General features: G+C 47.9%; 17 protein-coding genes. 13 read left to right on the forward strand and 4 right to left on the reverse strand.

The genetic code is table 11. The features are described from left to right. Positions 1-26 precede the first annotated feature (26 nt). From HNR77_RS03420 to HNR77_RS03440, 5 genes are all read left to right on the forward strand, one after another. Positions 27-995, forward strand: a complete 969-nt coding sequence (locus HNR77_RS03420) for a LacI family DNA-binding transcriptional regulator (RefSeq protein WP_184180787.1) — start codon at positions 27-29, stop codon at positions 993-995. Positions 996-1,219: 224 nt separating this feature from the next. Continuing rightward, positions 1,220-2,332: a glycoside hydrolase family 88/105 protein gene (locus HNR77_RS03425; RefSeq protein ID WP_184180789.1), complete on the forward strand. Its 1,113-nt coding sequence runs from the start codon at positions 1,220-1,222 to the stop codon at positions 2,330-2,332. Further along, the gene (locus tag HNR77_RS03430) at positions 2,329-3,417 is read left to right on the forward strand and encodes a pectinesterase family protein (protein WP_184180791.1); all 1,089 of its coding nucleotides are present in this window, start codon (positions 2,329-2,331) and stop codon (positions 3,415-3,417) included. The genes HNR77_RS03425 and HNR77_RS03430 overlap by 4 nt, the downstream gene beginning before the upstream one ends. An 818-nt stretch (positions 3,418-4,235) precedes the next feature. Beyond that, positions 4,236-5,561, forward strand: a complete 1,326-nt coding sequence (locus HNR77_RS03435) for a helix-turn-helix domain-containing protein (RefSeq protein ID WP_184180793.1) — start codon at positions 4,236-4,238, stop codon at positions 5,559-5,561. 138 nt (positions 5,562-5,699) lie between these two features. Next, positions 5,700-5,906 (forward strand): aspartyl-phosphate phosphatase Spo0E family protein, encoded by a 207-nt coding sequence (locus HNR77_RS03440; RefSeq protein WP_184180795.1) that lies wholly within the window; start codon positions 5,700-5,702, stop codon positions 5,904-5,906. Positions 5,907-5,978: 72 nt separating this feature from the next. On the opposite strand, the gene HNR77_RS03445 is transcribed toward HNR77_RS03440, so the two are convergent. Together HNR77_RS03445 and HNR77_RS03450 are read right to left on the reverse strand one after the other, a co-directional pair. Next, positions 5,979-6,827, reverse strand: a complete 849-nt coding sequence (locus HNR77_RS03445) for an aldo/keto reductase (protein WP_184180797.1) — start codon at positions 6,825-6,827, stop codon at positions 5,979-5,981. Between the two features lie 223 nt (positions 6,828-7,050). Next, complete coding sequence (locus tag HNR77_RS03450) at positions 7,051-8,256, reverse strand: MFS transporter (protein WP_184180799.1); 1,206 nt, start codon at positions 8,254-8,256, stop codon at positions 7,051-7,053. Positions 8,257-8,425: 169 nt separating this feature from the next. On the opposite strand from HNR77_RS03450, the gene HNR77_RS03455 reads away from it, so the two are divergent. The 3 genes from HNR77_RS03455 to HNR77_RS03465 all read left to right on the forward strand — a co-directional run bounded on the left by HNR77_RS03455 (position 8,426) and on the right by HNR77_RS03465 (position 10,096). Beyond that, positions 8,426-8,824, forward strand: a complete 399-nt coding sequence (locus HNR77_RS03455) for a winged helix-turn-helix transcriptional regulator (protein ID WP_184180801.1) — start codon at positions 8,426-8,428, stop codon at positions 8,822-8,824. Continuing rightward, positions 8,821-9,498: a TIGR00266 family protein gene (locus HNR77_RS03460; protein ID WP_184180803.1), complete on the forward strand. Its 678-nt coding sequence runs from the start codon at positions 8,821-8,823 to the stop codon at positions 9,496-9,498. Before HNR77_RS03455 ends, HNR77_RS03460 begins: the two co-directional genes overlap by 4 nt. 136 nt (positions 9,499-9,634) lie before the next feature. Beyond that, positions 9,635-10,096 (forward strand): MarR family winged helix-turn-helix transcriptional regulator, encoded by a 462-nt coding sequence (locus HNR77_RS03465; RefSeq protein WP_111271249.1) that lies wholly within the window; start codon positions 9,635-9,637, stop codon positions 10,094-10,096. A 164-nt stretch (positions 10,097-10,260) separates the two neighbouring features. Here the strand turns inward: HNR77_RS03465 and HNR77_RS03470 are convergent, their stop codons facing one another. Further along, complete coding sequence (locus HNR77_RS03470) at positions 10,261-11,235, reverse strand: aldo/keto reductase (RefSeq protein WP_184180805.1); 975 nt, start codon at positions 11,233-11,235, stop codon at positions 10,261-10,263. Between the two features lie 117 nt (positions 11,236-11,352). On the opposite strand from HNR77_RS03470, the gene HNR77_RS03475 reads away from it, so the two are divergent. Then, the gene (locus HNR77_RS03475) at positions 11,353-12,411 is read left to right on the forward strand and encodes an LCP family protein (RefSeq protein WP_184180807.1); all 1,059 of its coding nucleotides are present in this window, start codon (positions 11,353-11,355) and stop codon (positions 12,409-12,411) included. A gap of 196 nt (positions 12,412-12,607) precedes the next feature. Here HNR77_RS03475 and HNR77_RS03480 read toward each other — a convergent pair whose 3' ends face one another. Next, complete coding sequence (locus tag HNR77_RS03480) at positions 12,608-13,198, reverse strand: P-loop nucleotide/nucleoside kinase family protein (RefSeq protein WP_184180809.1); 591 nt, start codon at positions 13,196-13,198, stop codon at positions 12,608-12,610. A 291-nt stretch (positions 13,199-13,489) separates the two neighbouring features. Between HNR77_RS03480 and HNR77_RS03485 the strand changes: the two genes are divergently transcribed. From HNR77_RS03485 to HNR77_RS03500, 4 genes are all read left to right on the forward strand, one after another. After that, positions 13,490-14,287, forward strand: a complete 798-nt coding sequence (locus tag HNR77_RS03485) for an IclR family transcriptional regulator (protein ID WP_184180811.1) — start codon at positions 13,490-13,492, stop codon at positions 14,285-14,287. Positions 14,288-14,533: 246 nt separating this feature from the next. Next, the gene (locus tag HNR77_RS03490; RefSeq protein WP_184180813.1) at positions 14,534-15,178 is read left to right on the forward strand and encodes a bifunctional 2-keto-4-hydroxyglutarate aldolase/2-keto-3-deoxy-6-phosphogluconate aldolase; all 645 of its coding nucleotides are present in this window, start codon (positions 14,534-14,536) and stop codon (positions 15,176-15,178) included. A gap of 292 nt (positions 15,179-15,470) precedes the next feature. Continuing rightward, on the forward strand, positions 15,471-16,787 hold the full coding sequence (locus HNR77_RS03495; RefSeq protein ID WP_184180815.1) for an MFS transporter: 1,317 nt from the start codon (positions 15,471-15,473) through the stop codon (positions 16,785-16,787). A 286-nt stretch (positions 16,788-17,073) separates the two neighbouring features. Then, positions 17,074-19,692: a DUF2339 domain-containing protein gene (locus tag HNR77_RS03500; RefSeq protein WP_184180817.1), complete on the forward strand. Its 2,619-nt coding sequence runs from the start codon at positions 17,074-17,076 to the stop codon at positions 19,690-19,692. Positions 19,693-19,801 lie beyond the last annotated feature (109 nt).

Consider the following 19,801-nt stretch of genomic DNA (forward strand, 5'->3'; position numbering starts at 1 on the left):
AGGCATATGAGAGGTGTTGATTCAATTTGATTACCATTAAAGATATAGCCAAACTGGCGGGAGTGAGCTACAGCACGGTATCGAAGGCACTGAATGATGATCCCCGGATCAAACCGGCGACCAAGCAGAAGGTACTCGCGGTAGCGGAGAAACATCAATACCGGAAAAACATGCTGGCCCGGCAGCTCTCCACCGGCAGAAGCAACATCATCGGGTTTGTGCTCGATGAGCTCAGCAATCCGCTCTTCTCCAACATATCGGGCAGTCTGCATACCGAGCTGAAGAAGCGGGGATATCAGATGATCCTGGTTGTGGCCGACGACGGGGTGGATGTATTCAGCCAGCTGCGTGTGGACGGTTGTATTCTGTGGGATTATGCGCTGGACAATCGGGACGTGTTTTGGAAAAAGTTCGCGACCCTTAACATGCCATGTTTTGTCCTCGGTACAGATGAAGCACCGAACTCTCCTTACATCAAGATTGATCGTAAGGAGGGACTCTTCAAAGCGGTGGAGCATCTGAAATCTCTCGGGCATAGCCGGATTGGATTCATCGGCAACTCGCAGCATGTGAAGCTGGAAGGATACAGGGAAGCCTTGCAGCGCACAGGTCTTGCTTTTGACGAGAGTCATGTGCTGCCAGCGCATTCCTCCTGGGAGGATGGATATTTTGCCATCCGAAATTATACATTCGGCCCTGAATCTCCTACCGCGTTTATTGGCCTGAACAACCTTGTGACGCGAGGGGCGCTCCGGGCATTGCTTGAGGCGGGCTATAGTGTTCCGCGAGATATATCCATTATCGGTTACGACGATCTGCCCGATATGCAATATGCAGAGGTTGCTCTGACCACGATCGGTCCGCCGCTGGATGAACTGGCTGTTCAGGCCGCAGAGCTGATCGTATCTCTGATCCGTGACGAGCAGGTTGAGGTTCCGGTTGTCATTCAGCCGAGGCTGAACCTGCGCAATTCAACAGCAACGTGCCGGCAGTAGTGCTTGCACAAACATTTTAGGGACAGGTCATACATGCCGAGGCACGGTTTATTATGATGAGATGAGTCTGGGCGTTGTATGGCAAAAAGTTGGCAGTATTTTAGTTTGGTGAATCTGATCGATGTACCCGGGGACATCGTACAAGGCTCGATCATCAGGTCAGCCAAAACATTATGATTCATGTGTTTGCTTACAAGCGAAATAACATTACAGGAGGTGCCGTGATGCAGGTACAGACGCAGTTATCCTGGTCAGAGCGAATTGCAGCTACGATCATGCAGCAGTGCAACGATGAAGGCTTCCATGCGTTCCCTTCGGGACGATGGGCGTATGTGGAAGGCATGACGTTGATGGCAATGGCGCGCACGGGAGAATTATATAACAAGCCCGAGTATATTGATTTTATGAAAAGACATATGGACTTGTACGTGCAGCCGGACGGTTCCATTGGTACGTACTCTCTCGAAGAATATAATCTGGATCAGATTAATCAGGGCAAAAACCTGTTTGCGTTACTCGACGGTGCAGTGGATGATCGTTATGCCGAAGCAGCACATCTGCTTGCCGCGCAGCTCGCAGGTCAGCCTCGAACGTCAGAAGGTGGATTCTGGCATAAAAAAATCTATCCGTTCCAGATGTGGCTGGATGGGCTGTATATGTCCTCACCCTTCCTCTCCCAATATGCAAAGACGTTCCAGCATCCGGAGTTATGGGATGAAGTGGCTCATCAGATTTTGCTGATTGAACAAAAGACACGTGATCCGCGTACCGGGCTGCTGTATCATGGCTGGGATGAATCGAAGGAGCAGGTCTGGGCCGATTCGGTGACCGGCTGTTCGCCGCACTTCTGGAGCCGGGCGATGGGCTGGTATGCCATGGCTATTGTGGACAGTGTGGAGCATTTCCCGCTGAACCATCCGAAGCGGGGCACAATCATTGGCATTTTCGAGCGCATGTGTAATGCGTTGGTTCGGGTTCAGGAGCAGGACAGCGGATTGTGGTTCCAGGTACTGGATCAGGGCTTCCGCAAAGGGAACTATCTCGAAGCTTCGGGTTCAAGCATGTTTGTATATGCGCTTGCCAAAGGTGTACGTCTTCGTTATCTGGAGCCTCATTTCAGGGCAGCAGCCGAGAAAGGCTGGCAGGGCCTTACTTCCAGATTGGTGGAGGAAACGGCTGATGGTGTACGGTTAAACGGCATATGCCATGGGGCAGGGCTGAGTCTGGACCGGGATGGCTCCTATAGCTACTATGTGAGCGAGGCTGTTGTAAGCGATTCCTTTATGGGCGTGGCCCCGTTGCTGCTGGCTGCAATCGAAATGGAGCGGTTGCCATGACGGATCAGCGCTTGGCAGAAGAAGGTGTGGAGGCGGAGGGGGCATTGGGATCATCGGGCTCCGGCCCTTACCTCACTGTTGCTTCTGATGGAACAGGGGATTATTCGAGCATCCAGGATGCTATCGATGCGCTGCCAGACAACAACGCTGATGGCAGTGATGGCAGCGGCAGCCGTCTTCTGATTCGAGTGAAGGCAGGCGTGTATTATGAGAAGCTGCATGTGGAGAAACCGGGTATTCAACTTATCGGTGAGGGAGCGGAGCATACCATCATCACATATGATGATCATGCGCTCAAGCGATTCCCGGACGGCTCCCAGTATCATACATTTTATTCCTATACAGCGTTTATCGGGGCGGATGATTTTACGGCAGAAGGCATTTCATTTGTAAACTCGGCTGGTCCGGGCAAAGATGTCGGTCAGGCGCTGGCAGTGTACGTAGATGGAGATCGTGCAGTGTTTCGCCGCTGCCATTTTATCGGCCATCAGGATACGATCTTCACCGGGCCGCTGCCCGAGCAGCCCTTGGACCGCAGTTATTTCGGCGGGCCGCGTGACGGTGCGGAACGGCGGAAATTAAGACAGTATTTCGAGAATTGTTATATTGAAGGGGATATCGATTTTATTTTTGGCTCGGCGACGGTAGTGTTCAAGGGCTGCGAGATTTTTACGAAGAGCCGCCTGACTGAAGCGGAGGTCGCCGAAGGACAGGTGAATGGCTGGATTACAGCAGCTTCCACACCAGCGGATGTACGTTACGGGTATGTATTCGTGGACTGTGATCTGACCAGCAGTGCTCCTCCGCAATCGGTGTATCTGGGCAGGCCGTGGCGGAATGATGCGAAAGTCTGTTTCCTGAACTGCTGGATGGGCGCACATGTGAAACAGGAGGGCTGGCATAACTGGAATAAAGCAGATGCTGAAGCTACGGTTCAGTATGCAGAATACAAAAGTGCCGGGCCTGGAGCCGGGCGTGCAGATCGGCGTGTTCCATGGTCACGGATACTGACGGATGAAGAAGCAGCCAATTATGATTTGTCCCTCGTTCTGTCGGGGGAAGATGGCTGGAGGCCCTTTGTGTAAGCTGGCGCCGAAACTGGAACCAGAGAGCGGAGCCGGGTCTATATCAGTTGAACTATTCATTTACACGTGAACGGAGAGGAAAGAAAAACCTGAAAAAGCGGAGCTAAAAGCTTTTTCCAAGAAAGCTACATCAGAAGCATAAGCTTCGCCTTTATCAGCGGATTTCCCCCTTTGGAAAAGGGGATCGAAAAAATCTGTTGATAACAGTGATTGGAAGGTTGTTTTGTCATCGGAGTGGGATTGTGTAAAATCTTTAGTTCAACTTATATAGCTTCCCTCTCCGGCTGAAAATGATCTCTTACATCGGGTGCTGTTTGAAAAGTGAACAGAGGCTGTGCCTAAATTCTGAATCGGATTTAGACACAGTCTTTTGGTGCTTGCTGTCGAAGCTTGTGAGTCATTTTTTTCTCCGATGCTCTGTCCTCCTGATGTGGTCAAAACTCTAACGATCTCCAGAAACGCTATTTAGGCGATATCACATGTTTTTATTTTCTAACGATCCCAGGAAACCTTATTTGAAGAAAGTGATGTGAAAAACAGCGTTTATGTGGTGTTTTCAGATAAATAAGGTCTCTGGAGATCGTTAGAATTCTAGACAGCCTAATATGCCCCAAATAAGCTCATCTGGAATCGTTAGAGTTAGAAGGGGGTTAGGGGCTGGATTGAACGAGGTCGGTTGAGGCCAGGTGGTGTCCAATCCCTCTTTTTGAATATCACGTGTTAGAGGATACTTGCTGTTGACCATGGATTGATTCTTAACTAGTATCGTTATATATAGGTTTTCATCCTATTATTTGTATATTTGTGGGGTGAGCATGATGGATTGGACAAACTCAATTCGAGAGAAATTGATAAAACATATACAGGACAACCGGATTAAACATTCTCACTTTGCCATGGCATCAGGCATAAACTCGGGAACGCTCAGCCGAATATTACAAGGGAATAGGCCTATATCTATGAATCAACTCGCAGCGATTATCTCTGGAATGGGGCTCCCCGAAGATTACTTTTATAATGATTATGTTGAAGAATGTTTTTCATTTTCAATTTCCATCAGACGTATACGGCCGTTTATATTTCGCTGTGCTGATCTTGATCGTCTAGATTGTATTCGGCAGGTCACGATCCTTTTATTGGAGGATCTTTCTTATGTTTCTGTATTATTTGATATCGCTGAAGAATTGTTTGCAAATAACAAGCACTTGGCAGCGGCTATTCTATATAGAGGTGTATGTGAAGCAGAGAAGTATCAACATTCTGAACGACTTGCGATATGTCAGTATCGTTTGTTTGTCATTGATCTGGGAGAAGATATAGAAGAAAATGTGCGTGCGGCAACTCAGTTTGAAACCTATGTTAATCGACTTGATGAAACTTATCAGCTTGAAGCGTTGAAGTTGCTCATGAATGTGTTTGGAACGGCCCATAAGTGGGAGAAAGTGAATACATTAGCCGTAGAAATGCAACGAATTGCAACGATACAATATGAATGGTGCAACCGTTCTGTTCGTCCGGCAGAAGTCGAAAAGGGGACAGAAAGACCGCTTTATTACTATATTTTATACGCCTATCTGGCTCAAGCTACAGCAAGTGAAAAGTGTGGTGATTACAAAAGAGCACTTGAACTTGTGAGTTTGTACGATGGCGGGGAAAGCTGGATTCGAGAGAAAGACGAGCAAGCTCAACAGATTATAAGGCAATTCTCGGAGTGGGCTGTTGCAAACACGTATCTGTATCGGCTGATGTCAGGAGAAGTGCATATTATTCATGATTATGCTAATTACATAGCAACCCGCGAAGCTGAGATATTCACTGCTCTGTGGCATATGATCCAAGCCGCAAATCTATATCATTTCAATATTGATGCGATCTTGGAACGTTTTGCGGAGTATATACCTTATCAATCGGAAAAAGCTGAGTTTGGTGAGTATAAACCGGCGATAATAAAAGAGAGATATGTTCAGTTTCTAGGAGATCTGGCGGTGTATCGCTTCAACGAAAGTAAGGACATCCATTCTGCCACAGAGCTCATGTTAGAAGGCTTAAATCAATCGATAGCCATGGGGAGCAGCAAAATTATGACCTCCTGTTTGGCTATGTTTGAAAAAATCAGAGATCATTTGGAACTGTTGAAAAAGTAAATTTGTCTTGTTGTATGGTTCTATGCTTCATAGGACTGCTTTTTTGTATTTCTAGCTCCGAATCTCTTTTTGTGCCTTTAAAAGATTATTCTATATTCTGACATCAAATTTTAAAATGTTACAGAGGGGCTGAATTTGATGAAAAGAAGCACGCTTATGCAGTTGGAAATTGAACAGGCCAGGAGCCGCCTGCATGAAATTGCGAAGAAATATGACGGATTGCTGCATCCTGAATTAATCAAACAGTCAGTGATACTGGACAAACTCATTAACCAGTTTAATAAAACGGATGGAACACAAAAAACAAAGCCGATTGATGAACAATCGACTTTGGGTGATCGTTGAACCATGACTGTATCGCTATATGGGTGTAACAGCGTATCCCTATATAGATTGAACCTTACTATACATTACAATTTAAAAATCAAAGTTATCCGGGTCTGGACCTACACGTACATTATCGTTCAGGGAACTGATGCGCTGCATCTCTTCCGTGGATAGCTCAAAGTCGAAGATGTCGGCATTCTCGGTAATCCGATGCGCTTTGGTTGACTTTGGAATGGTCACTACGCCATTCTGCAGATCCCAGCGCAGAATAATCTGGGCAACCGATTTGCTTTTAGATGAAGCGATCTCTGTCAGTACCGGGTTGTCCAGCAGTTCCCCCTGCATTAATGGTGACCAGGCTTCAAGCTGAATGCCATGCTGCTCACAGAATGCCTTTAACTCTTCCTGCGTTAGACGCGGGTGATACTCGACCTGGTTTACCATCGGTTTAACCAGTGCATCCTGCATCAAATCCTGCAGATGGTGAATCTGGAAGTTGCTCACGCCAATGGCCCGGATTCGGCCCGCAGCGTACAGCTCTTCCATCGCTTTCCAAGCACCTTTGTACTTGCCGGCTTTGGGCCAATGAATCAGATACAGATCCAGCACATCCAGTCCAAGTTTGTTCATCGTTGTATCAAACGCAGCAAGGGTTTCTTCATATCCAAGATCTGCATTCCATACCTTGGAGGTGATGAACAGGTCTTCGCGTTTCAGTCCATTTTCCTGAAGTGCTTCGGCAATAGCCTGTCCTACACCGGCTTCGTTCCCGTATATGGCGGCAGTATCGATGCTGCGGTACCCGTGTTTAATGGCTTGTTTTACCGCTTCGATCAGTTCTTGCCCCTCTTCGACCTTGAAGACACCCAGACCAAACCAAGGCATATGAATCCCGTTATGCAATGTCGTTGTAGATTGTAGATGCTGTGCTGTGTTCATAATAAATCCTCCTTGTATTGTTAAAATATTTCCATTTAAAGTGAAATTGCTAAAATTTCATGATACAAAATCAAACTATAGTAGATCAAATAGCATTCAACGTATATAGTAACGTATATAGTCGAAATAAACATATGAAACCGGTTCCCGTTATAAAGGCTATCTCGACAACCACGAGATAGGTGCTTTTGCAGATTTATCTGAGACCTTGATGCGTTTGAACTCAGCCGGCCTGCAGCGAATCCGTTGTTGTTACTTTTCCTTCGAGAAATCTGGCCCATAGGGTCAGGATTGCCGCAACGAGCACCATTAATGCACCAACCCAGGTGGTGTGGATCAAACCAATAGAGTCATTCACCACACCGCCAAGATAGGCGCCGATGGCGATGCCTGCATTAAATGCCGCAATATTAAAAGCAGAGGCGACATCCTTGGCCTGTGGTGCATAACGTTCTGCGAGTGTGACTACAACCATTTGCAGACCTGGCACATTCATAAAGGCAAGCAGCCCCATGCCGAAAATAGTCAGTAATGCCGCAGATTTAATGGGTGCAGTGAAGTATAACACGCCCAGTATGACGGTCTGTACAATGAACATGTACAGAAGTGACCTTAATGGATGGCGGTTGGCAGCCCTGCCGCCAATGATGTTGCCGATGGCAATAGCGATGCCGTAGAGCAGCAGAATGAAAGCTACTGTTTTGTCTGAATAACCGCTGATATCATGCAATAGCGGAGACAGATACGTGAACACCACGAAGGTGCCTCCGTAGCCTACAGCAGTAATAATAAAGGCAAGCACCAGCTGTCCGCTCGTCACCAGCTTCACCTGATCGCGAAGGGCTGTACGGATCCCGGGCTTTAAGGTAGCGGGTACAAGCAGCAGATTGGCTGCAAGTGCAAGAATACCGACAACAGCAATCAGAATGAAGGCAGTACGCCAGCCAAAGTGCTGTCCTATAAATGTACCCAAAGGTACGCCGGTTACCGTCGCAATGGTCAGTCCCGAGAACATGATCGCAATAGCACTTGCTCTGCGGTCAGCAGGGACCAGGTCTGCTGCTATGGTGGAACCAATGGACATGAACACGCCATGAGCCAGAGCGGATATGACCCGTGCGATGAGCAGCATCGTAATCCCGGTTGATAGTGAAGCGATCGTGTTACCTGCGATAAAGACCAGCATAATGCTCATTAGCAAGGTTTTTCGGGATATGGCAGATGTCAGTGACGTTAGTACCGGAGCACCGAACATGACACCTAGAGCGTATATGGTCACGGTCAGACCCGCTGAAGTTACGGTAATGTGAAGATCGTCCGCAATCAGTGGCAACAGTCCCACACTGATGAACTCGGTTGTACCAATGGCAAAAGCACTGATCGCCAGAGCCAGCAGCGCCCATGTGCTTCGTTTTGTTTCAAGATGCATGTCTTGCTCAACTCCTTGCATGTAGATTTGCTTATCGGCAAATGCTATTATGAATTATTCGGTGCGGAAAGAATAGTACGTACTTTTTAGTACCCTACGTACTTTTTAGTACCTGTACACTAGCCGGATTAAACGCCGATAGAGGTATTGAACAAGGAGGAAGACGCTGATGGAGCGTAAAAAATATAATATTTCGGTAGAAGCAACGCTGGAGGTGATTGGCGGCAAATGGAAGTGTGTTATTCTTTGTCACCTGACACATGGAAAGAAACGTACCAGCGATCTGAAGCGAATTATGCCTGCAATTACCCAGAAGATGCTGACACAGCAGCTTAGAGAGTTGGAGGATGATGGCATTGTCAACCGAATTGTATACAATCAGGTCCCGCCCAAAGTAGAGTATGAGCTGAGTGAATACGGATGGAGTCTGGAGCCGATTCTGAACGCTCTTTGTCATTGGGGGGATCAGCATATCATCAAGGAGTATGGCGACAAATCAGCAGTTTTGGAGGATAACGGACTCAACGATTTTGATACTGACCATAACAAGGAGCTGGTAGAACCATGAGGTATGAAATTTTATATGATGGCGCTTTTGCTATGCTCAAGGTGGAGTTGCAGCGCGGGGAACGTTTCAAGGCTGAGAGTGGAGCTATGGTATCTATGACTCCGACGGTTGATCTGAAGGGGTCAGCGGAAGGCGGCATGTTTGCCGGATTCGGGCGTATGCTAAGCGGGGAGAAGTTTTTCTTCCAAGAGCTAACAGCAGCGGGAGGCTCTGCCGAGATATTGCTTTCCCCTTCTGCCATGGGCAATGTGCAGGCTATTGAACTGGATGGTTCCTATTCTCTTTATGTACAGAAAGATGGATTTCTGGCAGGAACCGAAGGGATACAGGTGAACACCAAAATGCAAAATCTGAAAAAAGGTCTTTTTTCCGGAGAAGGCTTCTTTATCGTTGAAATCAGTGGACGAGGCACGGTCTTCCTGTCCTCTTATGGTGCGATCCATCCCATACATCTGGCTGCTGGCGAAGAGGTTATTGTGGACAATGCACATCTGGTGGCATGGCCTCAATACATGGAATATCGCATTGAAAAAGCTTCCCAAGGCTGGTTGTCCAGCGTAACCAGTGGGGAAGGTTTGGTCTGCCGTTTCCGCGGAGAGGGTACGGTTCTAATCCAGAGTCGAAATCCACAAGGATTTGGTCAATGGGTGAAACAGTTTATTCCTACACGATAAATAAGGTTATTATTTCAAAATATAACATGGTAAAGATGCAACGGATGTATGTTCCGAAGCGTTATTACTAACAGACTTGTTATACGATGGAGACACATCTCAGCTTCACAAGATCGTACATCACGGAGGTATAAGAATGAAAAGCTCACGATACACCAATCCGCAAGATAGCCCAGGATACCTGTTATGGCAGGTGACTACGATGTGGCAAAAGGAAGTGCGGCGGGTGCTGGAACCGCTTGAGCTGACACAGCCGCAATTTATTTTACTGCATTCTTGTTTATGGCTTAATGAGCGTGACTTTGAAGGCAAGGGAGTTACCCAGGTTCAGATTGCTCAGTTTGCCAATGTGGATGTTAACGTGACTTCCCAGGTTCTTCGCACCCTTGAAAAGAGGGGCTATATTAAACGTGCTCGTCATCAGACGGATACACGGGCAAATATTATTACAACCACCCCTGAAGGCACAAGGCTGGCGATCGAGGGCATGAATCTTGTTGAAGAATCAGACAAAAATTTCTTCGAGCTTCTGGCTGAGCGCAAAGATGGCTACATGGAAATTATGCAGGAATTTATTCGACATAAAACCGATCAATAATAGTTATCTTTCAGATAATCATTAGTCTGCAATTGCAATGAACGTAACAGCGTTTTCTCATGCCTTGATTTTTTTTATAGCTTTGGCGAAAAATGACGAAAAAAAGAATAAACCTTCCTGTTTACGGATTCCGTAATGCAGGAAGGTTTATTTGGTATGATCATCTATTCCAGCCGATAAGCTGCAAACGGCTCGCCGTGGCGGAAGTCCTCACTAAGCTGGTCCAGTTCGGACAGCAGCTCATGCGGCAGCTTTAATTCCAGGCTGGCCAGATTGTGCTCAAGCTGCTCAGTCTGTGTCGCACCAACAATAACCGTGGATACTGCGGGACGTGACAGCAACCAGGCCAGGGACAGCACGCTTGGAGAGCAGCCGTACGCTTCTGCTCTGGTGCTCACCTGCTCACTAAGCTTGATGTTGTGCTCTAACAGGAAACGGTTAAAGGACGGATCGGTCTCTGCCCTGGAGCCGGCCGGCACGCTGGCTTGCCCATTATATTTGCCCGTGAGAATACCGCCAGCCAGCGGGAAATACGGGATAATGCCTACTCCCTGATCAAGACACATGGGAACGAGTTCATTCTCGGGTGTGCGATCGGCAAGGGAGTAGCTGGTCTGTGTGGAGATATAGCGTGCATAACCGCGCATGTCACTGATGCCGAGCGCTTTCATCAGCTCCCAGGCGGCATAGTTGGAGGCGCCGATATAGCGCACTTTGCCGGACGTGATCATGTCGTCTAGTGTGCGCAAGGTTTCATCCAGCGGGGTATGCGGGTCAAAGGTATGGATCTGGTACAGATCAACATAATCCGTTTGCAGACGCCGCAGGCTATGTTCCAGCTCTTGCTGGAGATGGTAGCGCGAGGAGCCGCGACCATGAGGTCCATCATGCCGGGGCAAGCCGGCTTTGGTTGCAAGCACCGCGTTTTCACGACGCCCGGCAAGGGCCTCTCCGATAATTCGTTCTGATTCTGTGCCAGCATAGATGTTGGCGGTGTCGATAAAGTTGATGCCCTGATCCATCGCTGCATGAACAATGCGGGTAGAGGTGGCCTGATCGGCCCTTTTGCCAAATGCATTCGTGCCCAGTCCCAGTGCGGAGACCCGCAGACCGCTGTTGCCTAAACGTCGATACTCCATCGTTCATCGCTCCTTCTATGTCTGATATTGTATAGCCGATTTATAACGTAATCTATTGAAAAGGTGTTATTAATATAGTTAAATGAATGAAGAAACCGCTATTATAAAGGAGATATGATGGAGAACAGTGTTGCACATTTAACTCGCCGGAAGCCAAAGAAACCGAAGAAAAAATGGAAGAAACCTCTGATCATCACTTTCAGCATACTGATTGTGCTGGGAGGACTCGGGTTTATCTATCAAAAGGAACTTGTCAGGCTGGGTTTTAATATGTTCGCCGCAGGTACGGTAAAGGAAGCGCTGGACAAATCCTATAAAGGTGTTGGTGATCGAGAGGCTCCTGTTGTACAGCATACAGAACCTTTTTCACTGCTGCTGCTGGGCATTGATCAACGAGATAACGAGCCAAGCCGTTCGGATACGATCATCTATTCGGTCGTGCGTCCAGAGGATAATAAAGTGCTGCTGCTGTCCATTCCGCGTGACTCCTACACCGAAATCGTGGGTCGTGATGTGAAGTCCAAGATCAATTCGGCTTATGCTCATGGCGAAGCGAAGATGGCGATGGATACGGTAGAGAAGCTGCTGGAGAACAAGGTAGATTTTTATGCGGCGATTAACTTTCATGGCTTGAAAGACATTGTTGATGCGGTTGGTGGCGTGGAGCTGCCGATTACGAAAGACATTGAGAACAAAAATAAAGCCCATGAGAAGCTGTTCGTGCAAGCCAACAAACCGATCTATAACGGCGAAGAGGCACTGGGATATGTACGTTATCGGGAGGATTCCGATTTTAACCGGACAATGCGGCACCGGATATTTCTGAGTGCGTTCATGAATCGTGCGCTGGAGGTCAAAAATCTGACCAAAATTCCAGACGTCATCCAGATTGCCGGATCGAATTTCACAACCAATATGACATCGGACTTTATCGTCAATTTTGCCGAGTCTCTATATATGAAGGATAGTGCACCAACCATCAGCAATTACATGCTGAAAGGCGACGGAGCGATGCGCAGTGGTACCTGGTACTACGATCTGTCTGAGGACGACCTGAAATATGTACGCGGTATGATTGCCAGCTGGCTGGACCCGAATACAACACAGCTCATCGAGCCTGAATCGACAGATGAAAGCGGCAAAGCAGATACAAGTGATACAGCAGATAAAAGCTAGATTCACAGTAATGGGGAACAGCGGGGCTTTGCAGTCTTGCTGAATATATGATTATAGAACACCAAAGTACACAGCAGGGCAGTTGCTCTCTGTGTACTTTTTTTGGTGTCGTATAGGTAAGGTAGAGGTATGGATAGGTATGGATATAGGTATTCATACCGGTGTCGGGTCCATATTTTTTGTCTAGGTTATGATCCTAAGAACCAAGGGATGTTACAGCTAAGGGCAGCTGTGAAGACAGTTGTTCCAGATCAAAATCCTCTGAACTGTTATCAACAGAGATCAGCTGTATATTTTCCCACGTACATACATTGGCTTTTATTCCTTGCACAAAAGCATCCCAGTGCTCGAGCTTCCATCTGTCCCTCTCCAACCCTCGATTTCGCAAGCGCTGTTCAAGCACGTCCATATTTACATCGACCCGGAGCACAACAGGAATGACCTGTTCCCACCCGTATTTAGACACCAACCCGTCAATGTAATCGCTTTTATGAAAATAACCAACAAAAGGCGCGTCCAGAATAACCGATCTGCCCAGTTGCAGATTGTCGTTGGCCACGTTTAGTAACGTTTCGTACTCCAGATCCATCACGATATCGCGGTAATAGCTGTTGCCGTCACGATCATGAGGGGAATATCCTTGCGTTTCCAGAAGTTTGCCCGTAAACGTGTTACACAAAACATCTTTATCCAAGTAACAAAAGTGATGCTCGGTAGCTAGCCTCTTGCCAATGGTTGATTTACCCGAGCCAGCGGAGCCAATGAGAAAAATCAGTACAGGTTTCATGCGCACTTCCCCCTACAGAATTTCAGGATCATATCGATCAAGAATGAATGTTACTTTTACATTTATGGTTCGCATATACGAACTTGATTCGTGTTGGTGAACATTTGCTTTTAGACTATACTGTTTCTCTCGGAAAAACAATCCCTTTTGGGGAAAAAGAATTCAGAAAAAAATTTTGAGAAAGCGGTTGATATTTTCTGAATGGCTGATCTATAATGAGGGCATCGTTCGGTGATGTGAAATAAGTTCACATATGCGAACTTCGACGTCGAAGAATTTGAAGGAGATAACATGGACAATATTCGCATGAATAAATCTGCGGAGCGTGTAGCAGATTTACTCGTTTTATTTGCCAAGAGTGGTGCTCCGTTAACACTGAATGAAATATGCAAACAGATGAACATGCCCAAGAGCAGCGGGTTTGAACTCGTGCAGACCCTGCTGCACAAAGGGTTTATTGAAATGGACGATGCACGTCTCAAGACATATCGCCTGGGTATTGCGGCGTTTGAGACAGGCATGGCTTATTTGTCCAATATGGGCGTTCCCCATATGGCCCGGCCTTTGCTTCAGGAGTTGAATCGTCAGACAGGCAGCACGGCCTTTCTTGGCATTGAGGACAAAGGGCGGATCGTATATCTGGACAAAGCGGAGAGTTATTCAGTGATGCGGCCAACAGCCAAGCTGGGCTCCCGCCGGTATATGCATACTACCGGGCTGGGCAAGGCGTTGCTTGCAGCTCTTCCGACCAGCAAGGTGCTGGAGATTTTGGGAGAAGGCGAGATCCCTTCGCGCACATCCTACTCCAAAGTGACGATTCCCGATATTTTGCAGGACATGCAGGAGATTCGTGAGCGCGGTTACTCAATTGATGACCGTGAGGATCATCTGGAGATGTACTGCATCGGGTCTGCTGTTTACGATCAGTGGGACGAGCCTGTGGCTGCAATCAGTGTGGCTAGCATGTATTCCGGCATGACCCCGGAACGTGAGGCCAGCATTGTAAAGCTGGTTAAAGAAGCCGCATGGAAGCTCTCCGGTCAGCTGGGTTACAGCGGTGATCGCTTGTATCCGCAAAGACGAGAGTAGGCTTATGGAAGTGCAGATTAATAGAAACTATATAAGTTGAACTATTTATTTACACGTGAACGGAGAGGACAGAAAAAACCTGAAAAAGCGAAGCGGTCGCCTTTATCACCGGATTTTCCCCTTTGGAAAGGGAATCGAAAAAATCTGGGGATAACAGCGATTGGAAGGTTATTCTGTCATCGGAGTGGATGGTGTAAAAGCTGTAGTCCAACGTATATAGACATATGAGTTAAGGGGGATACAGATATGTGGCGTAAGCTGGAGAACATGAAGACCATTGCCGAAACCGGCATTGTACTGATTATTCGATCAGAAAGTGAAGAAGAGGCACTATCCGTTGCAGAAGCAGCAATTGCAGGAGGAATCCGGGCACTCGAAATTACGATGAGTGTACCGGGAGCACTGGATGTGATCAAGGTTTTATCACGTAAATATGCTTCCCAAGGTATTCTGATCGGTGCAGGTACAATTCTCGATGGGGAAACGGCGCGAGCTGCTATACTGGCTGGAGCAGAGATGCTGGTAAGTCCTCAACTCAACCCTGATATGATCAAGGTGGCTAACCGTTACCAGGCAGTAACAGTCAGCGGGGCGTTCACTGCCAAGGAGATTGTAGAGACGCTTGAAGCGGGAGCGGATATCGTGAAGCTGTTCCCGGCAGAAGCTGTAGGGCCGCAGTATGTTAAAGCGATGTCTGCACCACTGCCTCAAGCTGCGATTGCACCTACGGGTGGAGTTACGCCAGCAAATGTGCATGAATGGCTTGCTGCTGGCTGTGTTGGCGTTGGTGTCGGCAGTTATATCACTAAAGCTCACAAGGATTCCGGTGATTACGGACGAGTAACGAAGGCTGCTGAAGAGTTTCTGCAGGCTGTAGCTGCTGCGCGCTAATTGGCTCAAGCAGATCAGATGACCCGTGCACGTGTAAACGAAGTTCACAGCGATCAGGGTGCTGCACTAAGCTGATCGTTGTGAGCAAGCAGGGGGACGAAGGTCTGGAGTTTGTTGGGACAGCTGTAGAGATATAAAGCGTTTTTACCCAGTTATGAAAACGTATACTTCAGTAAAACCTTCCCCTTACTGGGGAGCAGAAGGGCTTGTTCAAGCTTGTAATTTCCATATTTATTCATTATATATAATTTGAGTAATGTAATATTTATATATGTTGAGGAGAGTGACTTCCATGGCAACGTTAAAACCATCGCCATCCCCTGCTTCGGTGCCTCAAGCACCGAAAGTAGGTTTGAGATGGGGCATCATTTTATTATTGCTTCTGGGTGCTGTTGTAAACTATTTGGACAGATCTAATCTAAGCATTGCAAATACAACGATAGCAGCAGAATTCGGGCTGTCTTCCACGCAGATGGGTTTGTTGTTATCCGCCTTTTTATGGCCTTATGCATTGGCTAATTTGCCAGCTGGCTGGCTCGTGGACAAGTTTGGACCTAAAAAGATGTTTACCTGGGCGTCTGGACTGTGGTCTGTGGCTACCATATTGAGTGCATTTACCAATACGTACTCCCTGTTATACGCGATGCGTATGCTGCTGGGTGTATCTGAATCTCCTTTCTTTACCTCCGGTCTGAAGGTAACCGAGCGCTGGTTTGCCAAGAGTGAGCGGGGACTGCCAACCTCGATTATTAACACGGGTTCACAGATTGCGAATGCGATCGCACCGCCGCTTTTGACGGTTCTAATGTTAACGATGACGTGGAGAGGTATGTTTATTTTTGTCGGTGTCATTGGTCTGATTATTATGCTGATCTGGCTCAAGGTGTATCGTGATCCGACATTTGCCGAAAAGCAGCTGATCAAAGGGCCGGAGGCTGCAGCTGAACAGAGCGCAGGTACGGAAAAAGCAAAAACCGCTGATGCTCCCAAAGCAAACTGGGGTTCTTTGTTCAAACACAAAAGCACCTGGTTTATGATCATCGGAAACTTCGGTATTATGTTTACGATCTGGGTATACCTGACATGGCTGCCAAGCTATTTGGAGAAGGAGCAGGGCTTTACGCTGAAGGAGACGGGCTGGATTGCATCGATTCCGTTCGTAGCCGGAATTATCGGCGTGCTGCTGGGCGGATTAATCTCGGACTTTTTCATTCGAAAAGGGGTAAATGCAGTGACCTCACGCAAGGTTCCTATCGTTGGTGGAGCTATTCTGGCTGCGGCGTCAGTAGCACCTATCCCGTTCATCGACAGTACGGTCGTGAGCATCGTTTTATTGTCTGTAGGTTACTTTGCTTCGCAGCTGCCATCAGGTGTCATATGGACACTGGCTGCAGATATTGCTCCGGGTGAACAAGTAGCCTCCTTGGGTGCAATACAGAACTTTGGCGGATTCCTGGGTGCGGCGCTTGCTCCCGTTGTAACCGGATACATCCTGGACACGACAGGCAGCTTTAATAATGTATTTTTACTTGGCGCAGGGCTGCTGCTTCTGGGTGCTCTGTCCTACGGTGTATTTTTGAAAAAACCAATCCCTAAAGCAACTCACTAAGACGGCTATAAGGAAAATTACTTTCTACTACCTTCTATAGTAGAGAAAGGTTGTTCAGTCATCGGAGTGGGTTGTGTAAAATCTTTAGTTCAACGTATACAGCATCAATAACCAAGCATCAGCATATTCCGGCATCTGTGATATCACGGACCTGAAGTGCTGGTGTTTTTTTATGTAGCAAGCTCAGAAGTGCATCAGGTGGAAAGTTATCATGAAAACCTCAATTTTTGACATAAGTATAGTAAAATATAGGAAAACATCTTATGACAACCAATGGAGGAAGTCCATGAAGGAATTTAAGGATCGGCTTGAGCAGGTTCAGGCGCAGCAGAAACAGCTGGCGAAGGAATATCAGGAGCTGCTGCAAGAATACCAGTCGGATGATCTCATTGTGCGTAACGAGCAGCTGCTGGAACAGACCGAAGCTCAGAAGCTCAAGCTGCAGCAGCTTGAACAGCGTGCACGCAAGATGGAAGAGGAGAATGCGCGTCTTCGCATGGCGTTGTCCGAGCAGATGCTGGACGAGAAGCTGAATCTGATCCGGGTATCCCGGGAGAAGATGGAGACGTATTTTCAAGGGAAAACAGCAGTACATAACGACCGAATCAGCTACTTGGAGCATCGCACCAAATCCAATCTGAATGCTCTCTTCAATCAGGCTGCCCAGCATCTGCAGGAGGATGCAGCCGAGATGAAGGAGCGGATTGCCTATCTGGCAACCGAGGTGAATGCACGTATCGAATCGCACAAGCAGGCGGTATGGGAGAGAGCCGAGGCTGTGCGCGGCCAGATGCAGCATGGTTATGAGCAGATGGCAGAGGAGGAACTGAGCGAAGAGACGATCCAGCGCCGGATCAAGCAGAACCGGATGGAGATGCGGATCGGGCTGAGCTGGATTAACAAGGTGGCGATCCTGCTCCTGATTCTGGGGGTTGGCGCAGCCTTCCGATATTCGTATTCGACATGGTTTAGCGATGAGATGAAGGGTGCGGGCTTTTTCCTGCTCGGCATATTGATGCTTGTGGGCGGTGAGCTGCTGTTCCGGCGCAAACAGAAAACATTTGCAATGGGACTGCTCGGCGGCGGCATATCTGTGCTGTTTGGTTCGATATTCTACAGTTATTTCCTGCTGCATATTATCGGGCTGTATACAGGTCTGGGTTTATCTGTGCTGGTGTCGGCTGTGTCCGTCCTGCTGTCCTTGCGGTATCAGTCGAGGACGATCTGTTCTTTTGGTCTGGTAGGCGGGTATCTGCCCTTCTTCTCTTACCTGTTCACGTTTGGACTGGAAGGCACAGCGGTCTATACCGCGATGATCTACCTGTTATTACTGAACGGCATTATTGTCTTTATTTCATTCGGGCAGAGATGGCCGGTGGTGCACTATATCAGCTTTCTGTTCCACGCGCCATCCATGCTGATTCTGCTGTGGCTGTCGCCGAGTGAACAGGTGGGTATGCTGTATTCTGTGGTGACTTTTGCTCTGTATCTGGGTATTACGCTGGCGTATCCGTTTAAACATCGGGTTAAGCTGACCTGGTGGGATTTTGCTTTGTTAGCGATGAATACAAGCTTGAGTTGTCTTGTTCTATACGTATTGCTTGACACGGCGGGCTGGAATGATGCACAGGGCTTGCTTGCTGTTATTTTCGCACTCGTCTATCTTGGACTTGCGAGGTTTGTTCAGCGACATATGGCACAGGAGAAGCAGACGATTCTACTCTTCTACCTTACGTCGCTCACCTTTACGATTCTGCTTGTTCCGTTCCAGTTTGGTTCGAAATGGCTGTCGATGGGCTGGCTGATTGAAGGTGTGCTGCTTGTTACGTTTGGACATTTCAGAAAATTCAAGGCAGTCGAGCGTGCGGGCTGGGGCATCGTGCTGCTGTGTATTGTTATCTTTGTACAATATGACCTGCTGTCTTTATTCTTTGTAGGGGAACAGTCTTACTTCATGTTAAAATACTCCAGTCTTACGCTTGGCACATTGCTGATCACGCTCTACTATGCTTGGGCGCTGCGGGGCGGCTCTTCTGCGGGAAATGGGCAAAGAATCAATTATGCTCCATGGGAGCGCGGTTTCCTGGAAGGCTTCAGGGTTGCGACCCTGGTGAACGTATGGTTATACGTACTCTACGAGTCGAATGAATTGTATGTCAGGGCTGTGGATGAGACCTTCCTGTTATACATGTTCTACAAGCTGCTTATGTTTGCGGCGCTGACGATTGCACTGGCGTATGGGCTGGGTAAAGTGAAGGTGCTTCGTGACGCATTCCTGCAGGGGTACACCCTGTTCCTGCATGCAGTCGGATGCTGTATTGCACTGGCTGTTACCTTAACGATGCCGGCATTGCAGCCGGGGGTTGAGCAGCATACGGCAGCCGAGATTGTCGGGCTGATCGTGCTGATTATTTTCAACGTGGGTGTATTCTTCGCCGGGCGTGACCTGCTCATTGCAGGCATCCGTGGTCAGTTCAAAAGTGTGGAGTGGTACCCTGTTATTGCGGGGGTCTATCTGCTGAGTGTGATTACGGTTTTCCTGACCATTCAGTTCCAGTGGGGCGATATCGGGCTGATGTTCAGTCTGATCTATCTGGTGCTGGCGATTCTCTATATTGCGTACGGGTTCCGTCGAAAATACGTCATGATCCGGCGCCTCGGTCTGGGTCTGACGCTGTTTGCCACAGGCAAAATGGTGTTTTACGATGTCAGTCTGTTGACGGCAGGCAGCAAAATCATTGCGTATTTCAGCTTTGGCCTGCTGCTGCTGGGTATTTCGTATCTGTATCAGAAGGTGTCCAGCCGGATGGAGGAGATTCAGGCGAGGGATAGCGGCGCGAAGGGTGATTCATCTAATGAACCCAGCACACACACATCAGTCAAACCGGACGAGGAACAGGACTGAGGCTCTACAGGATCATATTTTCATAGTATAGTTTGAACAACGCTGCGCTCGAGACGCTGTAACTTTGTTCGACGTTGTGAAAGGACTCTGGAATGGTAATGATTTCAGA

It is taken from the genome of Paenibacillus sp. JGP012, assembly GCF_014203995.1.
Taxonomy (GTDB): domain Bacteria; phylum Bacillota; class Bacilli; order Paenibacillales; family Paenibacillaceae; genus Paenibacillus; species Paenibacillus silvae.

What these genes read in the sequence shown, in the direction of transcription:
- HNR77_RS03495 (WP_184180815.1), top strand. Translation starts at nt 15,471, where the DNA reads ATGGCAACGTTAAAACCATCGCCATCCCCTGCTTCGGTGCCTCAAGCA.
- HNR77_RS03470 (WP_184180805.1), bottom strand. Translation starts at nt 11,235, where the DNA reads ATGGAGTATCGACGTTTAGGCAACAGCGGTCTGCGGGTCTCCGCACTG.
- HNR77_RS03430 (WP_184180791.1), top strand. Translation starts at nt 2,329, where the DNA reads ATGACGGATCAGCGCTTGGCAGAAGAAGGTGTGGAGGCGGAGGGGGCA.
- HNR77_RS03445 (WP_184180797.1), bottom strand. Translation starts at nt 6,827, where the DNA reads ATGAACACAGCACAGCATCTACAATCTACAACGACATTGCATAACGGG.
- HNR77_RS03475 (WP_184180807.1), top strand. Translation starts at nt 11,353, where the DNA reads ATGGAGAACAGTGTTGCACATTTAACTCGCCGGAAGCCAAAGAAACCG.
- HNR77_RS03455 (WP_184180801.1), top strand. Translation starts at nt 8,426, where the DNA reads ATGGAGCGTAAAAAATATAATATTTCGGTAGAAGCAACGCTGGAGGTG.
- HNR77_RS03465 (WP_111271249.1), top strand. Translation starts at nt 9,635, where the DNA reads ATGAAAAGCTCACGATACACCAATCCGCAAGATAGCCCAGGATACCTG.
- HNR77_RS03485 (WP_184180811.1), top strand. Translation starts at nt 13,490, where the DNA reads ATGGACAATATTCGCATGAATAAATCTGCGGAGCGTGTAGCAGATTTA.
- HNR77_RS03435 (WP_184180793.1), top strand. Translation starts at nt 4,236, where the DNA reads ATGGATTGGACAAACTCAATTCGAGAGAAATTGATAAAACATATACAG.
- HNR77_RS03500 (WP_184180817.1), top strand. Translation starts at nt 17,074, where the DNA reads ATGAAGGAATTTAAGGATCGGCTTGAGCAGGTTCAGGCGCAGCAGAAA.
- HNR77_RS03440 (WP_184180795.1), top strand. Translation starts at nt 5,700, where the DNA reads ATGAAAAGAAGCACGCTTATGCAGTTGGAAATTGAACAGGCCAGGAGC.
- HNR77_RS03425 (WP_184180789.1), top strand. Translation starts at nt 1,220, where the DNA reads ATGCAGGTACAGACGCAGTTATCCTGGTCAGAGCGAATTGCAGCTACG.
- HNR77_RS03490 (WP_184180813.1), top strand. Translation starts at nt 14,534, where the DNA reads ATGTGGCGTAAGCTGGAGAACATGAAGACCATTGCCGAAACCGGCATT.
- HNR77_RS03460 (WP_184180803.1), top strand. Translation starts at nt 8,821, where the DNA reads ATGAGGTATGAAATTTTATATGATGGCGCTTTTGCTATGCTCAAGGTG.
- HNR77_RS03480 (WP_184180809.1), bottom strand. Translation starts at nt 13,198, where the DNA reads ATGAAACCTGTACTGATTTTTCTCATTGGCTCCGCTGGCTCGGGTAAA.
- HNR77_RS03450 (WP_184180799.1), bottom strand. Translation starts at nt 8,256, where the DNA reads ATGCATCTTGAAACAAAACGAAGCACATGGGCGCTGCTGGCTCTGGCG.